16 protein-coding genes are annotated in these 15,102 nt (G+C 62.3%); 11 read left to right on the forward strand and 5 right to left on the reverse strand.

Annotated features, from left to right (window positions below):
• Nucleotide 1: 1 nt before the first annotated feature.
• A complete protein-coding gene (locus tag HX839_RS26265) occupies nucleotides 2-373 on the reverse strand; it encodes a hypothetical protein (protein ID WP_003208867.1) in 372 nt (123 codons plus the stop codon).
• 17 nt (nucleotides 374-390) lie between these two features.
• The gene (locus HX839_RS26270) at nucleotides 391-1,539 is read right to left on the reverse strand and encodes an acyl-CoA dehydrogenase family protein (RefSeq protein ID WP_102368716.1); all 1,149 of its coding nucleotides are present in this window, start codon (nucleotides 1,537-1,539) and stop codon (nucleotides 391-393) included.
• 211 nt (nucleotides 1,540-1,750) lie between these two features.
• Here HX839_RS26270 and HX839_RS26275 point away from each other — a divergent pair, with 211 nt between their 5' ends.
• The 6 genes from HX839_RS26275 to HX839_RS26300 all read left to right on the forward strand — a co-directional run bounded on the left by HX839_RS26275 (nucleotide 1,751) and on the right by HX839_RS26300 (nucleotide 6,731).
• Complete coding sequence (locus tag HX839_RS26275; RefSeq protein ID WP_177036947.1) at nucleotides 1,751-2,875, forward strand: sensor histidine kinase; 1,125 nt, start codon at nucleotides 1,751-1,753, stop codon at nucleotides 2,873-2,875.
• 344 nt (nucleotides 2,876-3,219) lie between these two features.
• Nucleotides 3,220-4,368, forward strand: coding sequence for an amine dehydrogenase large subunit (locus tag HX839_RS26280; RefSeq protein ID WP_003208872.1), 1,149 nt, complete (start codon nucleotides 3,220-3,222; stop codon nucleotides 4,366-4,368).
• Nucleotides 4,369-4,380: 12 nt separating this feature from the next.
• A complete protein-coding gene (locus HX839_RS26285; protein WP_177067936.1) occupies nucleotides 4,381-4,920 on the forward strand; it encodes a MauE/DoxX family redox-associated membrane protein in 540 nt (179 codons plus the stop codon).
• Nucleotides 4,921-4,923: 3 nt separating this feature from the next.
• Nucleotides 4,924-5,544: a methylamine dehydrogenase accessory protein MauD gene (gene mauD, locus HX839_RS26290; RefSeq protein ID WP_177067937.1), complete on the forward strand. Its 621-nt coding sequence runs from the start codon at nucleotides 4,924-4,926 to the stop codon at nucleotides 5,542-5,544.
• 19 nt (nucleotides 5,545-5,563) lie between these two features.
• Nucleotides 5,564-6,085: a methylamine dehydrogenase light chain gene (locus HX839_RS26295; protein WP_003208877.1), complete on the forward strand. Its 522-nt coding sequence runs from the start codon at nucleotides 5,564-5,566 to the stop codon at nucleotides 6,083-6,085.
• Nucleotides 6,086-6,209: 124 nt separating this feature from the next.
• A complete protein-coding gene (locus HX839_RS26300) occupies nucleotides 6,210-6,731 on the forward strand; it encodes a cytochrome C (protein WP_087694284.1) in 522 nt (173 codons plus the stop codon).
• A gap of 130 nt (nucleotides 6,732-6,861) precedes the next feature.
• On the opposite strand, the gene feaR is transcribed toward HX839_RS26300, so the two are convergent.
• From feaR to paaY, 3 genes are all read right to left on the reverse strand, one after another.
• A complete protein-coding gene (feaR, locus tag HX839_RS26305) occupies nucleotides 6,862-7,776 on the reverse strand; it encodes a transcriptional regulator FeaR (protein ID WP_003208881.1) in 915 nt (304 codons plus the stop codon).
• Nucleotides 7,777-7,852: 76 nt separating this feature from the next.
• Entirely contained in the window at nucleotides 7,853-8,776 is a 924-nt protein-coding gene (gene paaX, locus HX839_RS26310; protein WP_003208883.1) for a phenylacetic acid degradation operon negative regulatory protein PaaX, read from the reverse strand.
• Between the two features lie 61 nt (nucleotides 8,777-8,837).
• A complete protein-coding gene (paaY, locus tag HX839_RS26315) occupies nucleotides 8,838-9,428 on the reverse strand; it encodes a phenylacetic acid degradation protein PaaY (RefSeq protein WP_003208885.1) in 591 nt (196 codons plus the stop codon).
• Between the two features lie 361 nt (nucleotides 9,429-9,789).
• On the opposite strand from paaY, the gene paaG reads away from it, so the two are divergent.
• From paaG to paaA, 5 genes are all read left to right on the forward strand, one after another.
• The gene (gene paaG / locus HX839_RS26320) at nucleotides 9,790-10,581 is read left to right on the forward strand and encodes a 2-(1,2-epoxy-1,2-dihydrophenyl)acetyl-CoA isomerase PaaG (RefSeq protein ID WP_003208887.1); all 792 of its coding nucleotides are present in this window, start codon (nucleotides 9,790-9,792) and stop codon (nucleotides 10,579-10,581) included.
• A gap of 14 nt (nucleotides 10,582-10,595) precedes the next feature.
• Nucleotides 10,596-11,045 (forward strand): hydroxyphenylacetyl-CoA thioesterase PaaI, encoded by a 450-nt coding sequence (gene paaI, locus HX839_RS26325; RefSeq protein ID WP_008431049.1) that lies wholly within the window; start codon nucleotides 10,596-10,598, stop codon nucleotides 11,043-11,045.
• Nucleotides 11,038-12,249: a 3-oxoadipyl-CoA thiolase gene (pcaF, locus tag HX839_RS26330; protein WP_177067938.1), complete on the forward strand. Its 1,212-nt coding sequence runs from the start codon at nucleotides 11,038-11,040 to the stop codon at nucleotides 12,247-12,249. The genes paaI and pcaF overlap by 8 nt, the downstream gene beginning before the upstream one ends.
• Before the next feature lie 101 nt (nucleotides 12,250-12,350).
• Nucleotides 12,351-13,676 (forward strand): phenylacetate--CoA ligase PaaK, encoded by a 1,326-nt coding sequence (paaK, locus tag HX839_RS26335; RefSeq protein WP_177067939.1) that lies wholly within the window; start codon nucleotides 12,351-12,353, stop codon nucleotides 13,674-13,676.
• Nucleotides 13,677-14,088: 412 nt separating this feature from the next.
• Nucleotides 14,089-15,078, forward strand: a complete 990-nt coding sequence (gene paaA / locus HX839_RS26340) for a 1,2-phenylacetyl-CoA epoxidase subunit PaaA (RefSeq protein ID WP_003208897.1) — start codon at nucleotides 14,089-14,091, stop codon at nucleotides 15,076-15,078.
• The last annotated feature ends 24 nt before the right edge of the window (nucleotides 15,079-15,102 follow it).

Genomic DNA, 15,102 nt, shown 5'->3' on the forward strand with positions numbered 1-15,102 from the left:
CTCACACCCTGGCCGCTTCGGGAATGGTCAGCGGGCGGCCGATCCGTGCTTCGACCTTGGCGTAGCGCCACAGGCTGTATTCACCCACCGGCGTGGTACGGAACAGGTTGCAGGCGTCGATCACCGACTGGTGGCAGTCGACGTCGGCCATGATGTAGACGGTCCACGGCGAGGTGGTCGACGGGCCGACCATCAAGCGGTCGTCATCCATCGCCCCCAGCACGTTGATGCCCGGCATGGCGCCGAGGTCGCCCATCATCTGGCTGAAGCCTTTCCACACGCTCAGGCCTTCGCCGGTAGGCAGGTCGAAAAAGTTCTGGGTGATGCCGATGCAGAAGACGACGCGCAGCGGTTCTTGAGTGGCTTGGGACATGGGTTGATCCTTGAAAGTCAGATGTAGCCAGGAAATGGAGGAACGCCGAGGAACACCGAGCCCGCGCCGTCGTACAGGCCTTCGCTGAGGAAGGCGTGCTGGGTCACCACCATGGCGTCGCGCAGGTAGCGTTGCAGCGGGTGGCGCAGGTAGATCGCGGTGGTGCCCGCCAGGCTGTAGGCGCTCTGCACCACGGCGGCGCCGGCCTGGGACACGTGAATGGCGGTCAGGCGCAGCAGGCTGGTTTGCTCGGCCGTGACCGGGTTGCCGGCGAGGATCGAGTTCCACACTTGTTCGGTGGCGCCGTAGAAAAAACCCCGAGCGGCGCTCAGCCGGGCTTCGGCCTTGGCGATTTCGATGCGCACGTAGGCGCGGTCCGCCAGTTTCGGTGCGCCGGTGATGCCGCTGCCGCTGGCCATGGCGCTGATTTCATCGAGGGCCGCGCGGGCCAGGCCTAGGTTGACCACCGCCAGCACCTGTGCGGCGTAGGCAATCGAGGGATAACGAAACAGCGGCTCGTCGATGGTGGCGGCGCCGCCACGGATGAAGGTCCAGCGCTCGTCGATGTATTGGTCGGTAACTCGCAGGTCATGGCTGCCGGTGCCCTTGAGGCCGACCACGTCCCAGTTTTCGATGATTTCAACCTGGCCGGGCTTGAACACGGCAGTGCGTGGCTTGCCGCCCGCCGCACCGATGCCCACGCCCAGCAGGTCGGCGCCTTTGCAGCCGCTGGCAAACTTCCAGGTGCCGTTGACCTGCCAGCCGCCCTCGACGGTTTCCGCCGGCTGCAACGGGAACAGGCCACCGGCAAACACCAGATCGGGGCTGTCGGCATACAGTTCGGCGAGGGTTTCCTGGGGCAAGGCCGCAAGATAGACGCCGGCGCTGCCGAAGCTGGCGACCCAGCCGGCAGAGCCATCGGCTTCGGATATGCGCTCGATCATCTGCAAGAACGTTGCGGGGGCCAGGGCATCGCCGCCGAAACAACGGGGCGTGGCCGCCCGGTAGATGCCCACCTGCTTGAAGCGTTCGATCATGTCCCGTGGCACGTGGGAGCCGGCGTCGAACTCGTCGCGGCGCTGGCGCACTTCATCGAGCACCTGCTGGAACAGCGCGGGCTGCACGTCGGGTAAAGCGTCTGGTTGCACGAGGGCCGAACGCAGCATGGGCTTTCTCCGTTGTAGTTGTTATGGACGCCGTGTCGGGCGTTGATAGGTCCAGTGTAAAAAGCCCGACCACCGTCAACTATTGGGGCGTGCAGCCCACCGGCTAAAGAAATCCCCTAGTGCGCCCCCGATTACTTCTGAGCGTGCCCCCGGATGCAAACCGGTATAACTTGCCACCGTAGTCGTCCCCTCCACCGCCAAGGGCTACGCGATGTACCTACCCAATAACAATGATTTCCACACCCTGATCGAAGCCATGCCGATCTGCACCATCCTTCACGATGCGCAGAGCAAGGACATCCTCTGGGCCAACACCGCGGCGCTGTCGGCGCTGGGGTTTACCCTGGAAGAACTGATCCCGCTCAAGGCCCCGGACATGACCCGGGACGCACCGAAGTACAAGCGCTCCATCGGCCTGCGTTGGCTCGAGCGCGCGGCCCGCAGTGGCCAGCGCACCATCGAGTGGTGTTATCGCTCCAAGGCCGGGGTGGAGATTCTTTCGGAAGCGGTCGCGACGCTGGTGCACCTGGACGGGCGCGACGTGCTGATGGTGCAGTTCCGGGATATTTCCCGGGAAGACAAGGTGAAGCGGGACCTGATCCGCGCCGAGGAAGCCCGGCGTGTCAGTGAACAGCAGCTTGAATACCTGGCCCGATACAACGCCATGGGCGAGATGGCGGTGGCGATTGCTCATGAGTTGAGCCAGCCACTGGCGGCCACGCGCAACTTTATCGAGGGGGTTTTGATTCGTCTGGGCGATACCCACAGTGCCGACCAGGGGGTGAACTGGGGGCTGCAAAGTGCCGTGCGGCAGGTCGAGCATGCGTCAACGATCATCAAGAGTGTGCGTGATTATGTGGTCAAGCTGGAGCAGAGCGCGGAGTGGGTGGACCTCAATGAGTTGCTGCAGGAAACCCGATATTTCATCAGCCTGCGGGCCGAGCCGAGTCAGGTGCGGCTGGAGATCGTCCCGAGCGCGCAACCGCTGATGGTGCAGTGCGAGAGGGTGCTGATTGGGCAGGTGATTCTGAACCTGGCGTTCAATGCCATTGAAGAGATGAGTGAGCTGCCCGTGGAGCGTCGGGTGCTGCGGTTGCATGCCTGCCGGGATGGAAACGTGGCGCGGTTGAGTGTCGAGGATTGTGGGCGCGGGATTCAGGCCGTGGCGCGGGAGAAAATCTTTGACGGGTTCTTTTCGTCGAAGGTGGGTGGTAACGGGATTGGGCTGGCGTTGTGCAAGAACATCATTGGTCGGCATCAGGGGGATATCTGGGCGCAGAATCTGGAGCCGTGTGGGGCGGTGTTCAGTTTTTCGTTGCCTTTGGTGGGGTCGTGAGATTGGGGCATTTGCGAAGCGGCTTTTCTGTAGGAGCCGGCTTGCCGGCGAAAAACGTGAGGTCGCCGCGTTTATTCAGGATGCCAACGTCATCGTTAACGACCATCGCCGGCAAGCCAGCGCCTACAGGGCTGTTCAAAAGTGAGCCGCTGCAAGAGCGGAACCCGTTTCTGCCATAACAAAAATAACGGATATACACCCTACCCCAAACCATTGGCACAGACACACAACCACTTGGCAGACACAACAATTCTTGCAATCGCCCCACAAGGCAGAATCCACTTGCAAGAATCTGCCAAAGCACCCGCGATTAGCAAAACACAATAATTCAGGGAGTGCCCCTAATGCGAAGCAACAGGATCAACGTACAGTCAGCGCTGGGTCTGGGCCTGCTTGTACTCGGCTTGAACAGCGCCCAGGCGGATTTACCGCCAGACACCATCGGCCAGACCACCCTGGCCTTTCCACCGGAAGCCCACCGCGCATTCGTGGTAGACGTCGAATTCGAAAGCTTCGTGGTCGGCCGCGTCACCGTGGTAGATCCCGACAAGAAGCGCGTCCTCGGCATGGTCCCCACCGGCTTCGCCGCGCCCTCGGCCCTGAGCCACGACCAGAAGACCCTGTACAGCGCCGACATCTACTATTCCCGCGGCACCCGGGGCGATCGCACCGATGTGCTCACCGCCTGGGACAGCTCCAGCCTGTCGCCCGCCTGGGAAGTGCTGATCCCGAACAAACGCGCCGAATCCCTGACCCAGCGCTATGGGCTGAAGACCAGCGGCGATGACCGCTTCGTCTACGTCTACAACTTCACACCCTCCACCTCCGTGACCGTGGTCGACACCCAGTCCCGCTCCGTCACCGCCGAAATCGCGATCCCGGGCTGCGTACTCAATTACCCGGTCGGCACTCGCCGCTTCGCCTCCCTGTGCGGCGACGGCAGCCTGCAAGTGGTGACGCTGAACGAGCAGGGCCAGGAAACCTCGCGCAACCGCACGCACTTCTTCGACCCCAACGCCGAGAAGCTCAACGAACGCGCGGTGAACGTGGGCGACACCTACTACTTCACCACCACCACCGGCACCATCCGCCCGGTAGATTTCTCCGGCGATGAGCCGAAAATCCTGCCGTCCTGGTCACTCACCACCGATGCGGAAAAGAAAACCGGCTGGGCCCCGGGTGGCTGGCAGTTGATGGCTGTGGCACCAAAGCTCAACCGCATGTACGTGCTGATGCACGACAACCACGAGCCGATGAAGTGGGAAGACCCGAGCACCATCATCTGGGCCTATGACCTCAAGACCATGAAGAAGATAGCCACCCTGGAAGCCCCGACCCCGGTCTGGAGCATGCAGGCCACCGGCGACGACAAGCCCCTGTTGCTGGGCGCCGACGTCGAAGGCGGCTTGCAGATCTTCGACCTCAAGACCAACAAACTCACCGGTAGCATGGCCAAGGTAGCGAAGACCGCAACCCAGATCATGAGCTACTAAAGAGGTTCGGCCATGCATATCGACCCGATCTTCATCATTGCCAGCGCCCTCGCCATCGCGGTGTTGCTGGCCAGTGCCGCGACCCACAAGTTGCGCGCACCGGCACGCTTCGCCCGGCAACTGGCCGATTACCAGTTGCTGCCAGAGGCAGTGACTCGCCCCGCCGCCCGGGTAATCCCGGTGCTGGAACTGGTGATTGCCTTTGCCCTGCTGGTGCCGACCAGCCGTTCCTGGGCCGCCCTCGGCGCCGCCGGCCTGATTGCACTGTACGCCGCCGCCATTGGCATCAACCTGTGGCGCGGCCGCCGGGACATCGACTGCGGCTGCGCAGGCCCCGACCAGGCGCAGCCGTTGCGGCCGATCCTGCTGTTGCGCAACGGCGCACTGGTGGCCGTGGCCCTGCTGGCCAGCGTGCTGCCGATTGCCCGTGACCTGGGTTTTTTCGACGGCTTCGTCACCGTCGCCGCCAGCGCCGTCACGCTGCTGATTTACGCCGCAGCCGATGGCCTGCTGGCGAACTCCCCTCTTCTGCTCAAACTGATTGGTAGGTGATCAATGGAAGGCCTTATTGTTTCCAACATACTGCTGTGGGTACTGCTGCTGGCGCTGGCGTTTGCCGTGATGGGCCTGGTGCGCCAGATTGGTGTGCTGCACGGGCGCATCGCCCCGGCCGGCGCACTGATGGTCGACAAGGGCGTGGCGGTGAATGAGCCGGCCCCGCAAGTCACCGCTTCCGACCGTAAAGGCCGCCCGGTGAACTTCGGCTATGCCGGTGAGAAGAACCAGTTGCTGTTCTTCCTCTCGCCCACCTGCCCGATCTGCAAATCCCTGTTGCCGGCGATCAAGTCCATCGCCAGGGAACAGGCTGACCGACTCGATGTGGTGTTTATCAGCGACGGCGACATGGAAGCCCAGCACGCGCTGATCACCGAACACAAGCTGGACGACGTCACCTACGTGGTCGGCCCGGAAGTCGGCATGACCTACCAGATCGGCAAGCTGCCGTATGCCGCGCTGATCGACAAGAGCGGCACCTTGCGCGCCAAGGGCCTGGTCAATTCCCGCGAGCACCTGGACAGCCTGTTCGAAGTCGAACACCTGAAAAGCGCGACGCTGCAGGAATACCTCAACAGCCAGCCGCAGCCCCACGACCACAGCCACGGCCATAGCCACTGATTAAGGCAGGGAGACTCTCATGAAATTGCTGGATCTGTTATTCGAGCGCTCGACCCGTCGCCTGGCCGACACCACGTCGCGACGCAAACTGTTGGCCCGTATGGGTTCGCTGATGGTCGCAGGCGCCGCGTTGCCCCTGCTGCTGCCCCTGGACCGCACCAGCAAGGCGCTGGCTGCCGATAACCCGAAAGCCGGTGACCCGGGCGACCCGAACAGTTGCGACTACTGGCGCTACTGCTCCATCGACGGTTTCCTGTGCAGTTGCTGTGGCGGCTCGGTGACCTCCTGCCCACCGGGCACCGAGGCGTCCCAGGTGACCTGGATCGGCACCTGCCGCAACCCGGCGGATGGCAAGGACTACATCATTTCCTATAACGACTGCTGCGGTAAGCAAAGCTGCGCCCAGTGCGCGTGCACGCGTAACGACAGTGAGGAACCGGCGTACCGGCCGTTCAACAACAACGATGTGAACTGGTGCCTGGCGGCCAAATCCCACATCTACCACTGCACGGTCTCGATCATTCGCGGCGTCGCGGTTTAACTCACCCTTGTGGCGAGGGAGCTTGCTCCCGTTGGAGTGCGAAGCGCTCCCAGAGATCTTGGGGCCGCAGCACAGCCCAACGGGAGCAAGCGCCCTCGCCACAGGTCAGTGCAAGAGGCTTGTCATGCGTACGTTGTTTTTGCTGAGCTTGATGTGTGTCTTCGCCACCCCGCTCGCCCAGGCTCGGGCCATTCCCAATCCAAACCAGAAGCACGCACCGGGGAATGAGTCGCCGCAAACGCCGATCGCCCAGGCCGGGTACAGCGTGGCGACCAACTATCAGCTGCAGTGTGCCGGCTGCCATCTGGGCAGCGGCATGGGCTCGGCGGCGAACGACACACCGAGGATGACCGGGTTTGTCGGCAACTTTCTGAAGGTGCCAGGCGGGCGGGAGTTTTTGGTACGGGTGCCGGGGATGTCGCAGTCGGCGCTGAACGATGGGCAACTGGCGGATTTGCTGAACTGGCTGATGCGCCCGGACGGGATGGCGGGCAAGAGTACGCCGGTGGATTACAAGCCCTATAGCGCCGAGGAAGTCACTGAATTGCGGCACAAAGCGATGCTCAATCTGCCGGGCACAAGGGCGGGTTTGATCAAGGAAATGCGGGCGCAAGGGATTGCGATTGAAGATGGAATGCCCAACTGAACGAAACGCGATCCAAATGTGGGAGCGGGCTTGCTCGCGAATGCGGTGTGTCAGTCACCCAATGCATCAACTGAACCACCGCATTCGCGAGCAAGCCCGCTCCCACATTTTTGATCGGCGTATCCCCTGATCAGGCGTGTTGTTTGCGGTACTCACCCGGCGCAATGCCGAACCGTGACTTGAACGCCGTCGAAAAATAACTCGAATCCGAAAACCCCCACGAGTACCCCAGCACCGAAAGCTTTTCCTCCACCCTGGATTGGCGCAGGGATTCAGCACACAAATCCAGCCGTCGGTTCTTGATGTACCGTGCCACCACCAGGCCCTTGCGGGCAAAGATCCGGTACAGCCCGCGCACCGACATCCCCACCTCCCGCGCCAGCCACTCGGGGCACAGCTCTTCGGAGCGAATGTGCTGGTCAATGCACTCCAGCGTCTTGCGGAACACTCGCTCATGGGCGTCGCTGCCCTCGCCCGCCTGGCTGATCGCCGGGCGCAGCAGGTTGATGATCGCCTCCAGCGTCGCCTCGCTTTCCTGCAAGGTCAGGTTGTCTTGCCGGGTAGCCTCCAGAATCAGCTGCCGGGACAGCATCGCCATCGGCGACGTCGCCTCGATCCGGTGCCCGCATTTGACCGGGTTGAAACGCAAGGTCTGCTCCACCAGGTACGACGGCAGGATCAACGACAACTGCCGCGAATTCTCGCTGTAGGTGAAGTCGCTGGGGTGCGCCGCATCGATCAGGGTAATGTCGCCGGCGCGCAACAGCGCCTTGCTGTCACCCTGGGCCATGCCGGCCGTGCCGTCGAGCTGGAACACGGCAAAGTACTTGCCGCCCTCGCCCGCCGCGATTTGGCTGGGGGTACGAAACAGCCGCGCCTGGCAGGCGTCGACAAAGCTGAGTTTCAGCGCGCCGCTCTGGTACTCGCGGATCTGCCCGGAAAAACCATCCCCCAGGATCTGCCCATCGAATGCGCCACAGATCTGATTGATCTGATGGATCCATTGGTCGAACCCATCACAGCGCTGTGCAATTGAAGACATCATGTTCAGGCCTCACGCAGGCTTATTTTTATTCTCTACGCCACATCACTCCACCCGTTCTCCTGAACAGCGTCGCTCCTTATTTCAGGCCTCCGAACCGCCGGTAAAAGCTTTCGCCAACGTCCGGCAACGGGCCGTCGGCAGTTTCCAGCGCGCTGTTCAGCCATTCCTCGGCCTTGGCGTAGATCAACCGGTAAATATTGCGGCACAACTGGCGGGCGGCGCGGCCTTCCCAATCGCCGGGGAGCAATTCATCGGGTAATTGCGGGTCGCGCAGCAGCAGTTTGCGGTACTCATGGATAAGCAGGACCCGTGCCAGGAAACAATCCGCAGGCTGTAGCTGTTCCTGCTCGCGAAGCGCTTGCCAGAGCGGTCGGAACAGTTGGATGAACTCGCTGTAATGGGCCGCCAGCTCCTCGATGTTCCAGCTCTCGCGCACCTGCACCCGCAGGGCCTTGGAGGCCAGTACATCCTGGGCGGTGGTTTCGAAGACGATGGTGTCTTCCTGGGCGCCGAGGTCGAGCAAGGTGGCGTTGACGTCGGCGCGGTCGCTGCGTGGGCAGGCCAGCACGGTCGGGGCAATCGCACCAAAACCTTGCCACTCCAGCTCTTCACGCACTTGTTTGCGCTTGTCCTGGGTCAACTGCGTGAGCATCACCAGGCACCATGAACCATCCCATGCCGGCACGCTGGAGCTGTAGACCCGCTTGAAGGCCTTGTCGAAACGCCGACGCCCGGCACCGGTCAGGCTGTAGTAGCTGCGGCGCCCGACTTTTTCGGCGGTCAGCCAGCCTTCCTTGGTCAGGCGGAAGATCGAGGTGCGGATCAGCCGTTCATTGATGCCGATGGGTTCGAGCAACTGGATCAGGCTGCCCAGCCACACCGTCCCGCCGTGGGGTTCGATGGCGTCCCCGTACAAGGTGATGATCAAGGAACTGGCGCGAATCGGCGTCTGCTCCTGGAAGCGGGTAATCAGTTGGTTCAGGGGTGTCAGTGACGACATGGGCGTACCGAGGCAAAAAGAGAAAATATACCGTTTTTAGCGGCGTCGGGATGCAGGCGATTCATCTGCCCTTGGGCCGCAGGCCGCTGTCGCTGATGCGTGGGCGATCAGCTTCCGGTGCGCTCAGGGGTGCGCATTCCTGCATCTGCTCCAGGCAACGCTGAGCCAGGCGCTGGTATTCACGGGTGCCGGTTTGTTTCCAGTGCACCTCTTCATCACTGAGGCTGCGCTTGACGCTGGCCGGCGCGCCCATCACCAACGACTGCTCAGGGCACTCGAAACCGGCTTTGACGAACGCCGCCGCCGAGACGAATGAGCGAGCGCCGATACGGGCGTTGTCCATCACCACCGCATTCATGCCCACCAGCGCATCGGTGCCGATCCGGCAACCGTGCAGCACGGCGCCGTGGCCGATATGGCCGTTGCGCTCGACCACCGTGTCGCTGTCCGGGAAGCCGTGCATCACACAGGTGTCCTGCAGGTTGGCGCCTTCTTCGAGGACGATGCGCCCGAAGTCGCCGCGCAAACTCGCCAGCGGCCCTACATAGCAATGGGGGCCGATGATCACGTCGCCGATCAGTACCGCCGAGGGATGGACGTAGGCCGTGGGGTCGACCACCGGGGTCAGGCCGTCGAGGCTGTAGCAAGTCATGGGGATTCCTTTTATGGCGTATTCGCAAAGCGATGCCGATCTTGGCTTATTTTGTATCACATCATTTTTACAAGCACAAAGCTGAAAAAGCGTATCGCTTGAATCATGTGTCGCCGTGGCTTGATACGGTGCCGCTGATAATCGACGTAAAGCCAATAAAATAGGGGATTTATCAGGTATTTACCGACCAGCACAGCGAGCAGTTCATTTTCATCAAACTCAAAACAAGACACACCAAATCAATTTTATCGTTGCATTTATGTATCACGTTAAAGCTATACTCCGGCAAAACCGGCTGACCACGCCGATCCAATAATGAGCCGGCTGACCGCCGAGCGTGCACCGTGAGGGCCTCACGACCATGAACTTCGAACACATCCTGTTTTCCATCGAGGCCGGCGTCGCCCTGCTCAGCCTCAATCGCCCCGACCAGCTCAACAGCTTCAACACGCAGATGCACGGCGAAGTCCAGCAAGCGTTGAAGCAAGTCCAGGAAAACCCCGACGTGCGCGTGCTGCTGCTGACCGGTGAAGGCCGCGGCTTTTGCGCCGGGCAAGACCTCAGCGACCGCAACGTGGCACCCGGCAGCGCGGTGCCGGACCTGGGCGAATCCATCGAGAAGTTCTACAACCCGCTGATCCGCCAACTGCGCGACCTGCCTTTGCCGGTGATCTGCGCGGTCAACGGCGTGGCGGCCGGTGCCGGCGCGAACATCCCGCTGGCCTGCGACCTGGTGCTGGCAGCACGCTCGGCGAACTTCATCCAAGCCTTCTGCAAGATCGGCCTGATCCCCGATTCCGGCGGCACCTGGACCCTGCCGCGCCTGGTGGGCATGGCCCGCGCCAAGGCGCTGGCCCTGCTGGGCAACCGCCTGAGCGCCGAGCAGGCCGAGCAATGGGGCCTGATCTACCGCTGCGTGGACGACGCCGAATTGCGCAACGAAGCCCTGACCCTGGCCCGCCACCTGGCCACGCAACCGACCTACGGCCTGGCGCTGATCAAGCGCAGCCTGAACGCCAGCCTGAGCAACAGTTTTGACCAACAGCTGGAGCTGGAGCGCGACCTGCAACGCCTGGCCGGGCGCAGCGAGGATTACCGCGAAGGCGTCGCCGCCTTCATGGAAAAACGCAGCCCAAGCTTCAAGGGCCGCTGAAAGGAGCGCACCACATGACCAACCATGAAGCCATGAACCTGGCCAACCAGTGCGCCCAGGCCATGTTCAGCCGCGATGCCGCCAGCCAGGGCATGGGCATGCGCCTGCTCTCGGTGGCGCCGGGTTGTGCACGACTGGGCATGAGCGTGCGCGCCGACATGATCCAGGGCCACGGCACCTGCCACGGCGGCTACTTGTTTGCGCTGGCGGACTCGGCATTCGCCCTGGCCTGCAACAGCTACAACGACGCCACCGTGGCGCTCGGCTGCAGCATCGACTACATCGCCCCGGCCCACCTGGGCGACACCTTGAGTGCCGATTGCCGCGAGCAAAGCCGCTCGGGTCGCACCGGCAACTACGACGTCCGTATCGAAAACCAACTGGGCCAGCTGATTGCGCTGTTCCATGGCAAATCCTACAAAGTGCGCGGCACGGTGCTGGCGCAGGAGAATCCGAATGAATGACGCCTTGATCATCGACGCAGTCCGCACCCCGATCGGCCGCTACGCCGGCGCCTTGAGCAGCGTGCGCGCCGACGACCTCGGAGCGGTGCCGCTGCGCGAACTGCTGCGCCGCCACCCGCAAGTGGACTGGAGCAGCGTCGACGATGTGATCTACGGCTGCGCCAACCAGGCCGGCGAAGACAACCGCAACGTGGCGCGCATGTCGGCGCTGCTGGCCGGGCTGCCGGTGAGCGTGCCGGGCACCACCCTCAACCGTTTGTGCGGCTCGGGGCTGGACGCCATCGGCAGCGCGGCCCGGGCGATTCGCTGTGGCGAGGCTGGCTTGATGCTGGTGGGCGGCGTGGAATCGATGTCCCGGGCACCGCTGGTAATGGGCAAGGCCGAACAGGCGTTTTCCCGCGATGCGCAGCTATACGACACCACCATTGGCTGGCGCTTCGTCAACCCGCTGATGAAAAAGGCCTTCGGGATCGACTCGATGCCGGAGACCGCTGAAAACGTCGCCGAGCAGTTCAATATCTCCCGCGCCGACCAGGACGCGTTTGCCCTGCGCAGCCAGCAACGTGCAGCCGCCGCCCAGGCCAGCGGGCGCCTGGCCAGGGAAATCGTCGCGGTGGAAATCCCCCAGCGCAAAGGCCCGGCCAAGGTGGTGGAACACGACGAACACCCCCGCGGCGACACCACCCTTGAACAACTGCAGAAACTTGGCACGCCATTCCGCGAGGGTGGCAGCATCACCGCCGGCAATGCATCCGGGGTCAACGACGGCGCCTGCGCCCTGCTGCTGGCCAGCGCGGAAGTTGCCAAGCGTCACGGCCTGATCGCCCGTGGCCGGGTGGTGGCGATGGCCACCGCCGGCGTGGAACCGCGCATCATGGGCATCGGCCCGGTGCCGGCGACCCGCAAGGTGCTGGAACTGGCCAACCTGAGCCTGGCGGACATGGACGTGATCGAGCTCAACGAAGCCTTCGCCGCCCAGGGCCTGGCGGTGCTGCGCGAGCTGGGCCTGGGGGACAACGACCCACGGGTGAACCCCAACGGCGGCGCCATCGCCCTCGGCCATCCACTGGGGATGAGCGGCGCACGGCTGGTAACCACCGCCCTGCATGAACTGGAGGAACGTGGTGGCCGCTACGCCCTGTGCACCATGTGCATCGGCGTGGGCCAGGGCATCGCGCTGATCATCGAGCGCCTGTCCGACTAAAGATTCGCGATTCCCGGGGAGCCTAGCGGTATCCTTGGGGCATGCACTCAAAGCCCACGGTGTGCGGTGGGCTGATACACAAAAATAATTCGAGTGAACTCATGAACATGCCTATTCCAAACGCCGTGCTTAACCCTGTGCTGGACCCGCTGGAAACCGCCAGCGTCGACGAACTGCGCGCCCATCAACTGGAGCGCTTGCGCTGGAGCCTGCGCCACGCCTACCAGAATGTGCCGCTGTACCGTCAGCGCTTCGACGCGCTGGGGGTGCACCCGGATGACATCAAGTCCCTGGACGACCTGGCCAGGTTCCCGTTCACCACCAAGGGCGACCTGCGGGACAGTTACCCCTACGGCATGTTTGCCGTGCCGATGAACGAGGTGGTGCGCCTGCATGCGTCCAGCGGCACTACCGGCAAGCCGACGGTGGTGGGTTACACCCAGAACGACATCGACACCTGGGCCAACGTGGTGGCCCGCTCGATCCGCGCGGCCGGTGGGCGACGTGGCGACAAGGTGCATATTTCCTATGGCTACGGGCTGTTCACCGGCGGCCTTGGTGCCCACTACGGCGCGGAACGCCTGGGTTGTACGGTGATTCCGATGTCCGGCGGGCAGACGGAAAAACAGGTGCAACTGATCAAGGATTTCCAGCCGGACATCATCATGGTCACGCCCTCGTACATGCTGAACATTGCCGATGAAATCGAGCGCCAGGGCATTGATCCACAGAAGCTGGCGTTGCGACTGGGGATCTTTGGGGCCGAGCCGTGGACTGCCGAGCTGCGCAGTGCAATCGAGGCGCGACTGGGGATTACGGCGCTGGATATTTACGGGCTGTCGGAAATCATGGGGCCTGGGGTGGCCATGGAGTGTGCGGAAACCAAGGATGGCCCGACCATTTGGGAGGATCACTTCTACCCGGAGATCATCGACCCGGTGACGGGTGAGGTGCTGCCGGACGGGCAGATGGGAGAACTGGTGTTTACCTCCTTGAGCAAGGAGGCGCTGCCGATGATTCGCTACCGCACCCGGGATTTGACGCGGTTGCTGCCGGGGACAGCGCGGCCGATGCGGCGGATCGATAAGATCACCGGGCGCAGTGATGACATGCTGATCATTCGCGGGGTTAATGTGTTTCCCACGCAGATCGAGGAGCAGGTGCTTAAAATAAAACAGCTTTCAGAGTGTTATGAGATACATCTGTATCGTAATGGCAACCTGGACAGTGTGGATGTGCATGTGGAGCTCAAGGCTGAGCATCAGCACCTCAATGATGAACAACAGAAAGCCGTCTCCAGCGAACTGAGCAAGCACATCAAGACGTATATCGGGATCAGCTCGCGCATCGTTTTGCAGCCGCTGCATTCGATCAAGCGGTCTGAGGGCAAGGCTTGCCATGTGATGGATCGTCGCCCTAAGGCATGACTGCTGCACCTTTTTGGCCCTGCATTTGCGGGGCTTTTTTTTGCTCGTTTTTTGGGGTGGGGGTAGAGCACCAGCAAAATCAAAGGCGCACACGGTTCAAATGTGGGAGCGGGCTTGCTCGCGAAGATCGTTAACGATGACGCGGGCATCCTGATTCAACGCGGCGCACTCAGGTTCTTCGCGAGCAAGCCCGCTCCCACATAAAGCGGCCCTGTTTTTTGCCTACTGGCCATGCTTACCACGATGACCGGGAACCCTATGCCGCCGTTACCGTAGCGACAGATATCTGCTCCCTTCCCACAAAGCGATACAAAATCAAATAACGACACCATATTTTGTGTTTGATATTAATTTCCGTATCGCTTATAAAGTCCTCCATGCCTACGACAAAACACCAGGCGGGAGACCCCCCATGTACGCACAGCTTGTAGAAACCGGAGTAAAGCGCATCAAGGACCTCTCCGAGATGTCCGACCAGGAACGCGCCTTCCAGGAAAAAATCGACGCCGAAATCAAGATCGAAGCCAAGAACTGGATGCCCGACGCCTACCGTCAAACCCTGATCCGCCAGATCTCCCAACACGCCCACTCGGAAATCGTCGGCATGCTGCCCGAGGGCAACTGGGTCACCCGCGCCCCCACCCTCAAACGCAAGCTGCAACTGATGGCCAAGATCCAGGACGAAGCCGGCCACGGCCTGTACCTCTACAGCGCCATGGAAACCCTGGGCGCCGACCGCGACGAAGAAATCGCCAAGCTCCACAGCGGCAAGGCCAAGTACTCCAGCATCTTCAACTACCCCACCCTGAACTGGGCCGACATGGGCGCAGTAGGCTGGCTGGTAGACGGCGCCGCCATCGTCAACCAGGTGGTACTGCAGCGCACCTCCTACGGCCCCTACTCCCGGGCCATGGTGCGCATCTGCAAGGAAGAAAGCTTTCACCAGCGCCAGGGCTACGAACTGCTGCTGACCATGATGCGCCAGGGCACCCAGGCGCAAAAAGACATGGTCCAGGACGCGATCAACCGCCTCTGGTGGCCATCGCTGATGATGTTCGGCCCCAGCGACGAACACTCGCCCAACAGCGCCCAGTCCATGGCCTGGAAAATCAAGCGCCAGAGCAACGACGAACTGCGCCAGCGCTTCATCGACCAGACCATCCCGCAGCTGGAGCTGCTGGGCTGCACCTGCCCCGACCCGGACCTGAAGTGGAACGCCGAACGCGGCCATTACGATTTCGGCGAGATCCAGTGGAGCGAGTTCTACGAAGTGCTCAAGGGCAACGGTCCGTGCAACCAGGAACGCGTCGCCACCCGCCGCAAGGCGATTGAAGACGGTGCCTGGGTACGCGAAGCCGCCGTCGCCCACGCCCGTAAAAAACAGAACAAGAACGCCGCCTGATCGGCCACCTGATGTGGAGTCACC

The sequence above is a fragment of the Pseudomonas sp. I8001 genome (genome assembly GCF_013385345.1).
Taxonomy (GTDB): Bacteria; Pseudomonadota; Gammaproteobacteria; order Pseudomonadales; family Pseudomonadaceae; genus Aquipseudomonas.

Coding starts and splice junctions, on each gene's coding strand:
- paaG (WP_003208887.1), top strand. CDS start 9,790: ATGAACTTCGAACACATCCTGTTTTCCATCGAGGCCGGCGTCGCCCTG.
- paaX (WP_003208883.1), bottom strand. CDS start 8,776: ATGTCGTCACTGACACCCCTGAACCAACTGATTACCCGCTTCCAGGAG.
- HX839_RS26295 (WP_003208877.1), top strand. CDS start 5,564: ATGAAATTGCTGGATCTGTTATTCGAGCGCTCGACCCGTCGCCTGGCC.
- paaY (WP_003208885.1), bottom strand. CDS start 9,428: ATGACTTGCTACAGCCTCGACGGCCTGACCCCGGTGGTCGACCCCACG.
- HX839_RS26280 (WP_003208872.1), top strand. CDS start 3,220: ATGCGAAGCAACAGGATCAACGTACAGTCAGCGCTGGGTCTGGGCCTG.
- HX839_RS26285 (WP_177067936.1), top strand. CDS start 4,381: ATGCATATCGACCCGATCTTCATCATTGCCAGCGCCCTCGCCATCGCG.
- HX839_RS26270 (WP_102368716.1), bottom strand. CDS start 1,539: ATGCTGCGTTCGGCCCTCGTGCAACCAGACGCTTTACCCGACGTGCAG.
- paaK (WP_177067939.1), top strand. CDS start 12,351: ATGAACATGCCTATTCCAAACGCCGTGCTTAACCCTGTGCTGGACCCG.
- HX839_RS26265 (WP_003208867.1), bottom strand. CDS start 373: ATGTCCCAAGCCACTCAAGAACCGCTGCGCGTCGTCTTCTGCATCGGC.
- HX839_RS26300 (WP_087694284.1), top strand. CDS start 6,210: ATGCGTACGTTGTTTTTGCTGAGCTTGATGTGTGTCTTCGCCACCCCG.
- paaI (WP_008431049.1), top strand. CDS start 10,596: ATGACCAACCATGAAGCCATGAACCTGGCCAACCAGTGCGCCCAGGCC.
- feaR (WP_003208881.1), bottom strand. CDS start 7,776: ATGATGTCTTCAATTGCACAGCGCTGTGATGGGTTCGACCAATGGATC.
- paaA (WP_003208897.1), top strand. CDS start 14,089: ATGTACGCACAGCTTGTAGAAACCGGAGTAAAGCGCATCAAGGACCTC.
- pcaF (WP_177067938.1), top strand. CDS start 11,038: ATGAATGACGCCTTGATCATCGACGCAGTCCGCACCCCGATCGGCCGC.
- HX839_RS26275 (WP_177036947.1), top strand. CDS start 1,751: ATGTACCTACCCAATAACAATGATTTCCACACCCTGATCGAAGCCATG.
- mauD (WP_177067937.1), top strand. CDS start 4,924: ATGGAAGGCCTTATTGTTTCCAACATACTGCTGTGGGTACTGCTGCTG.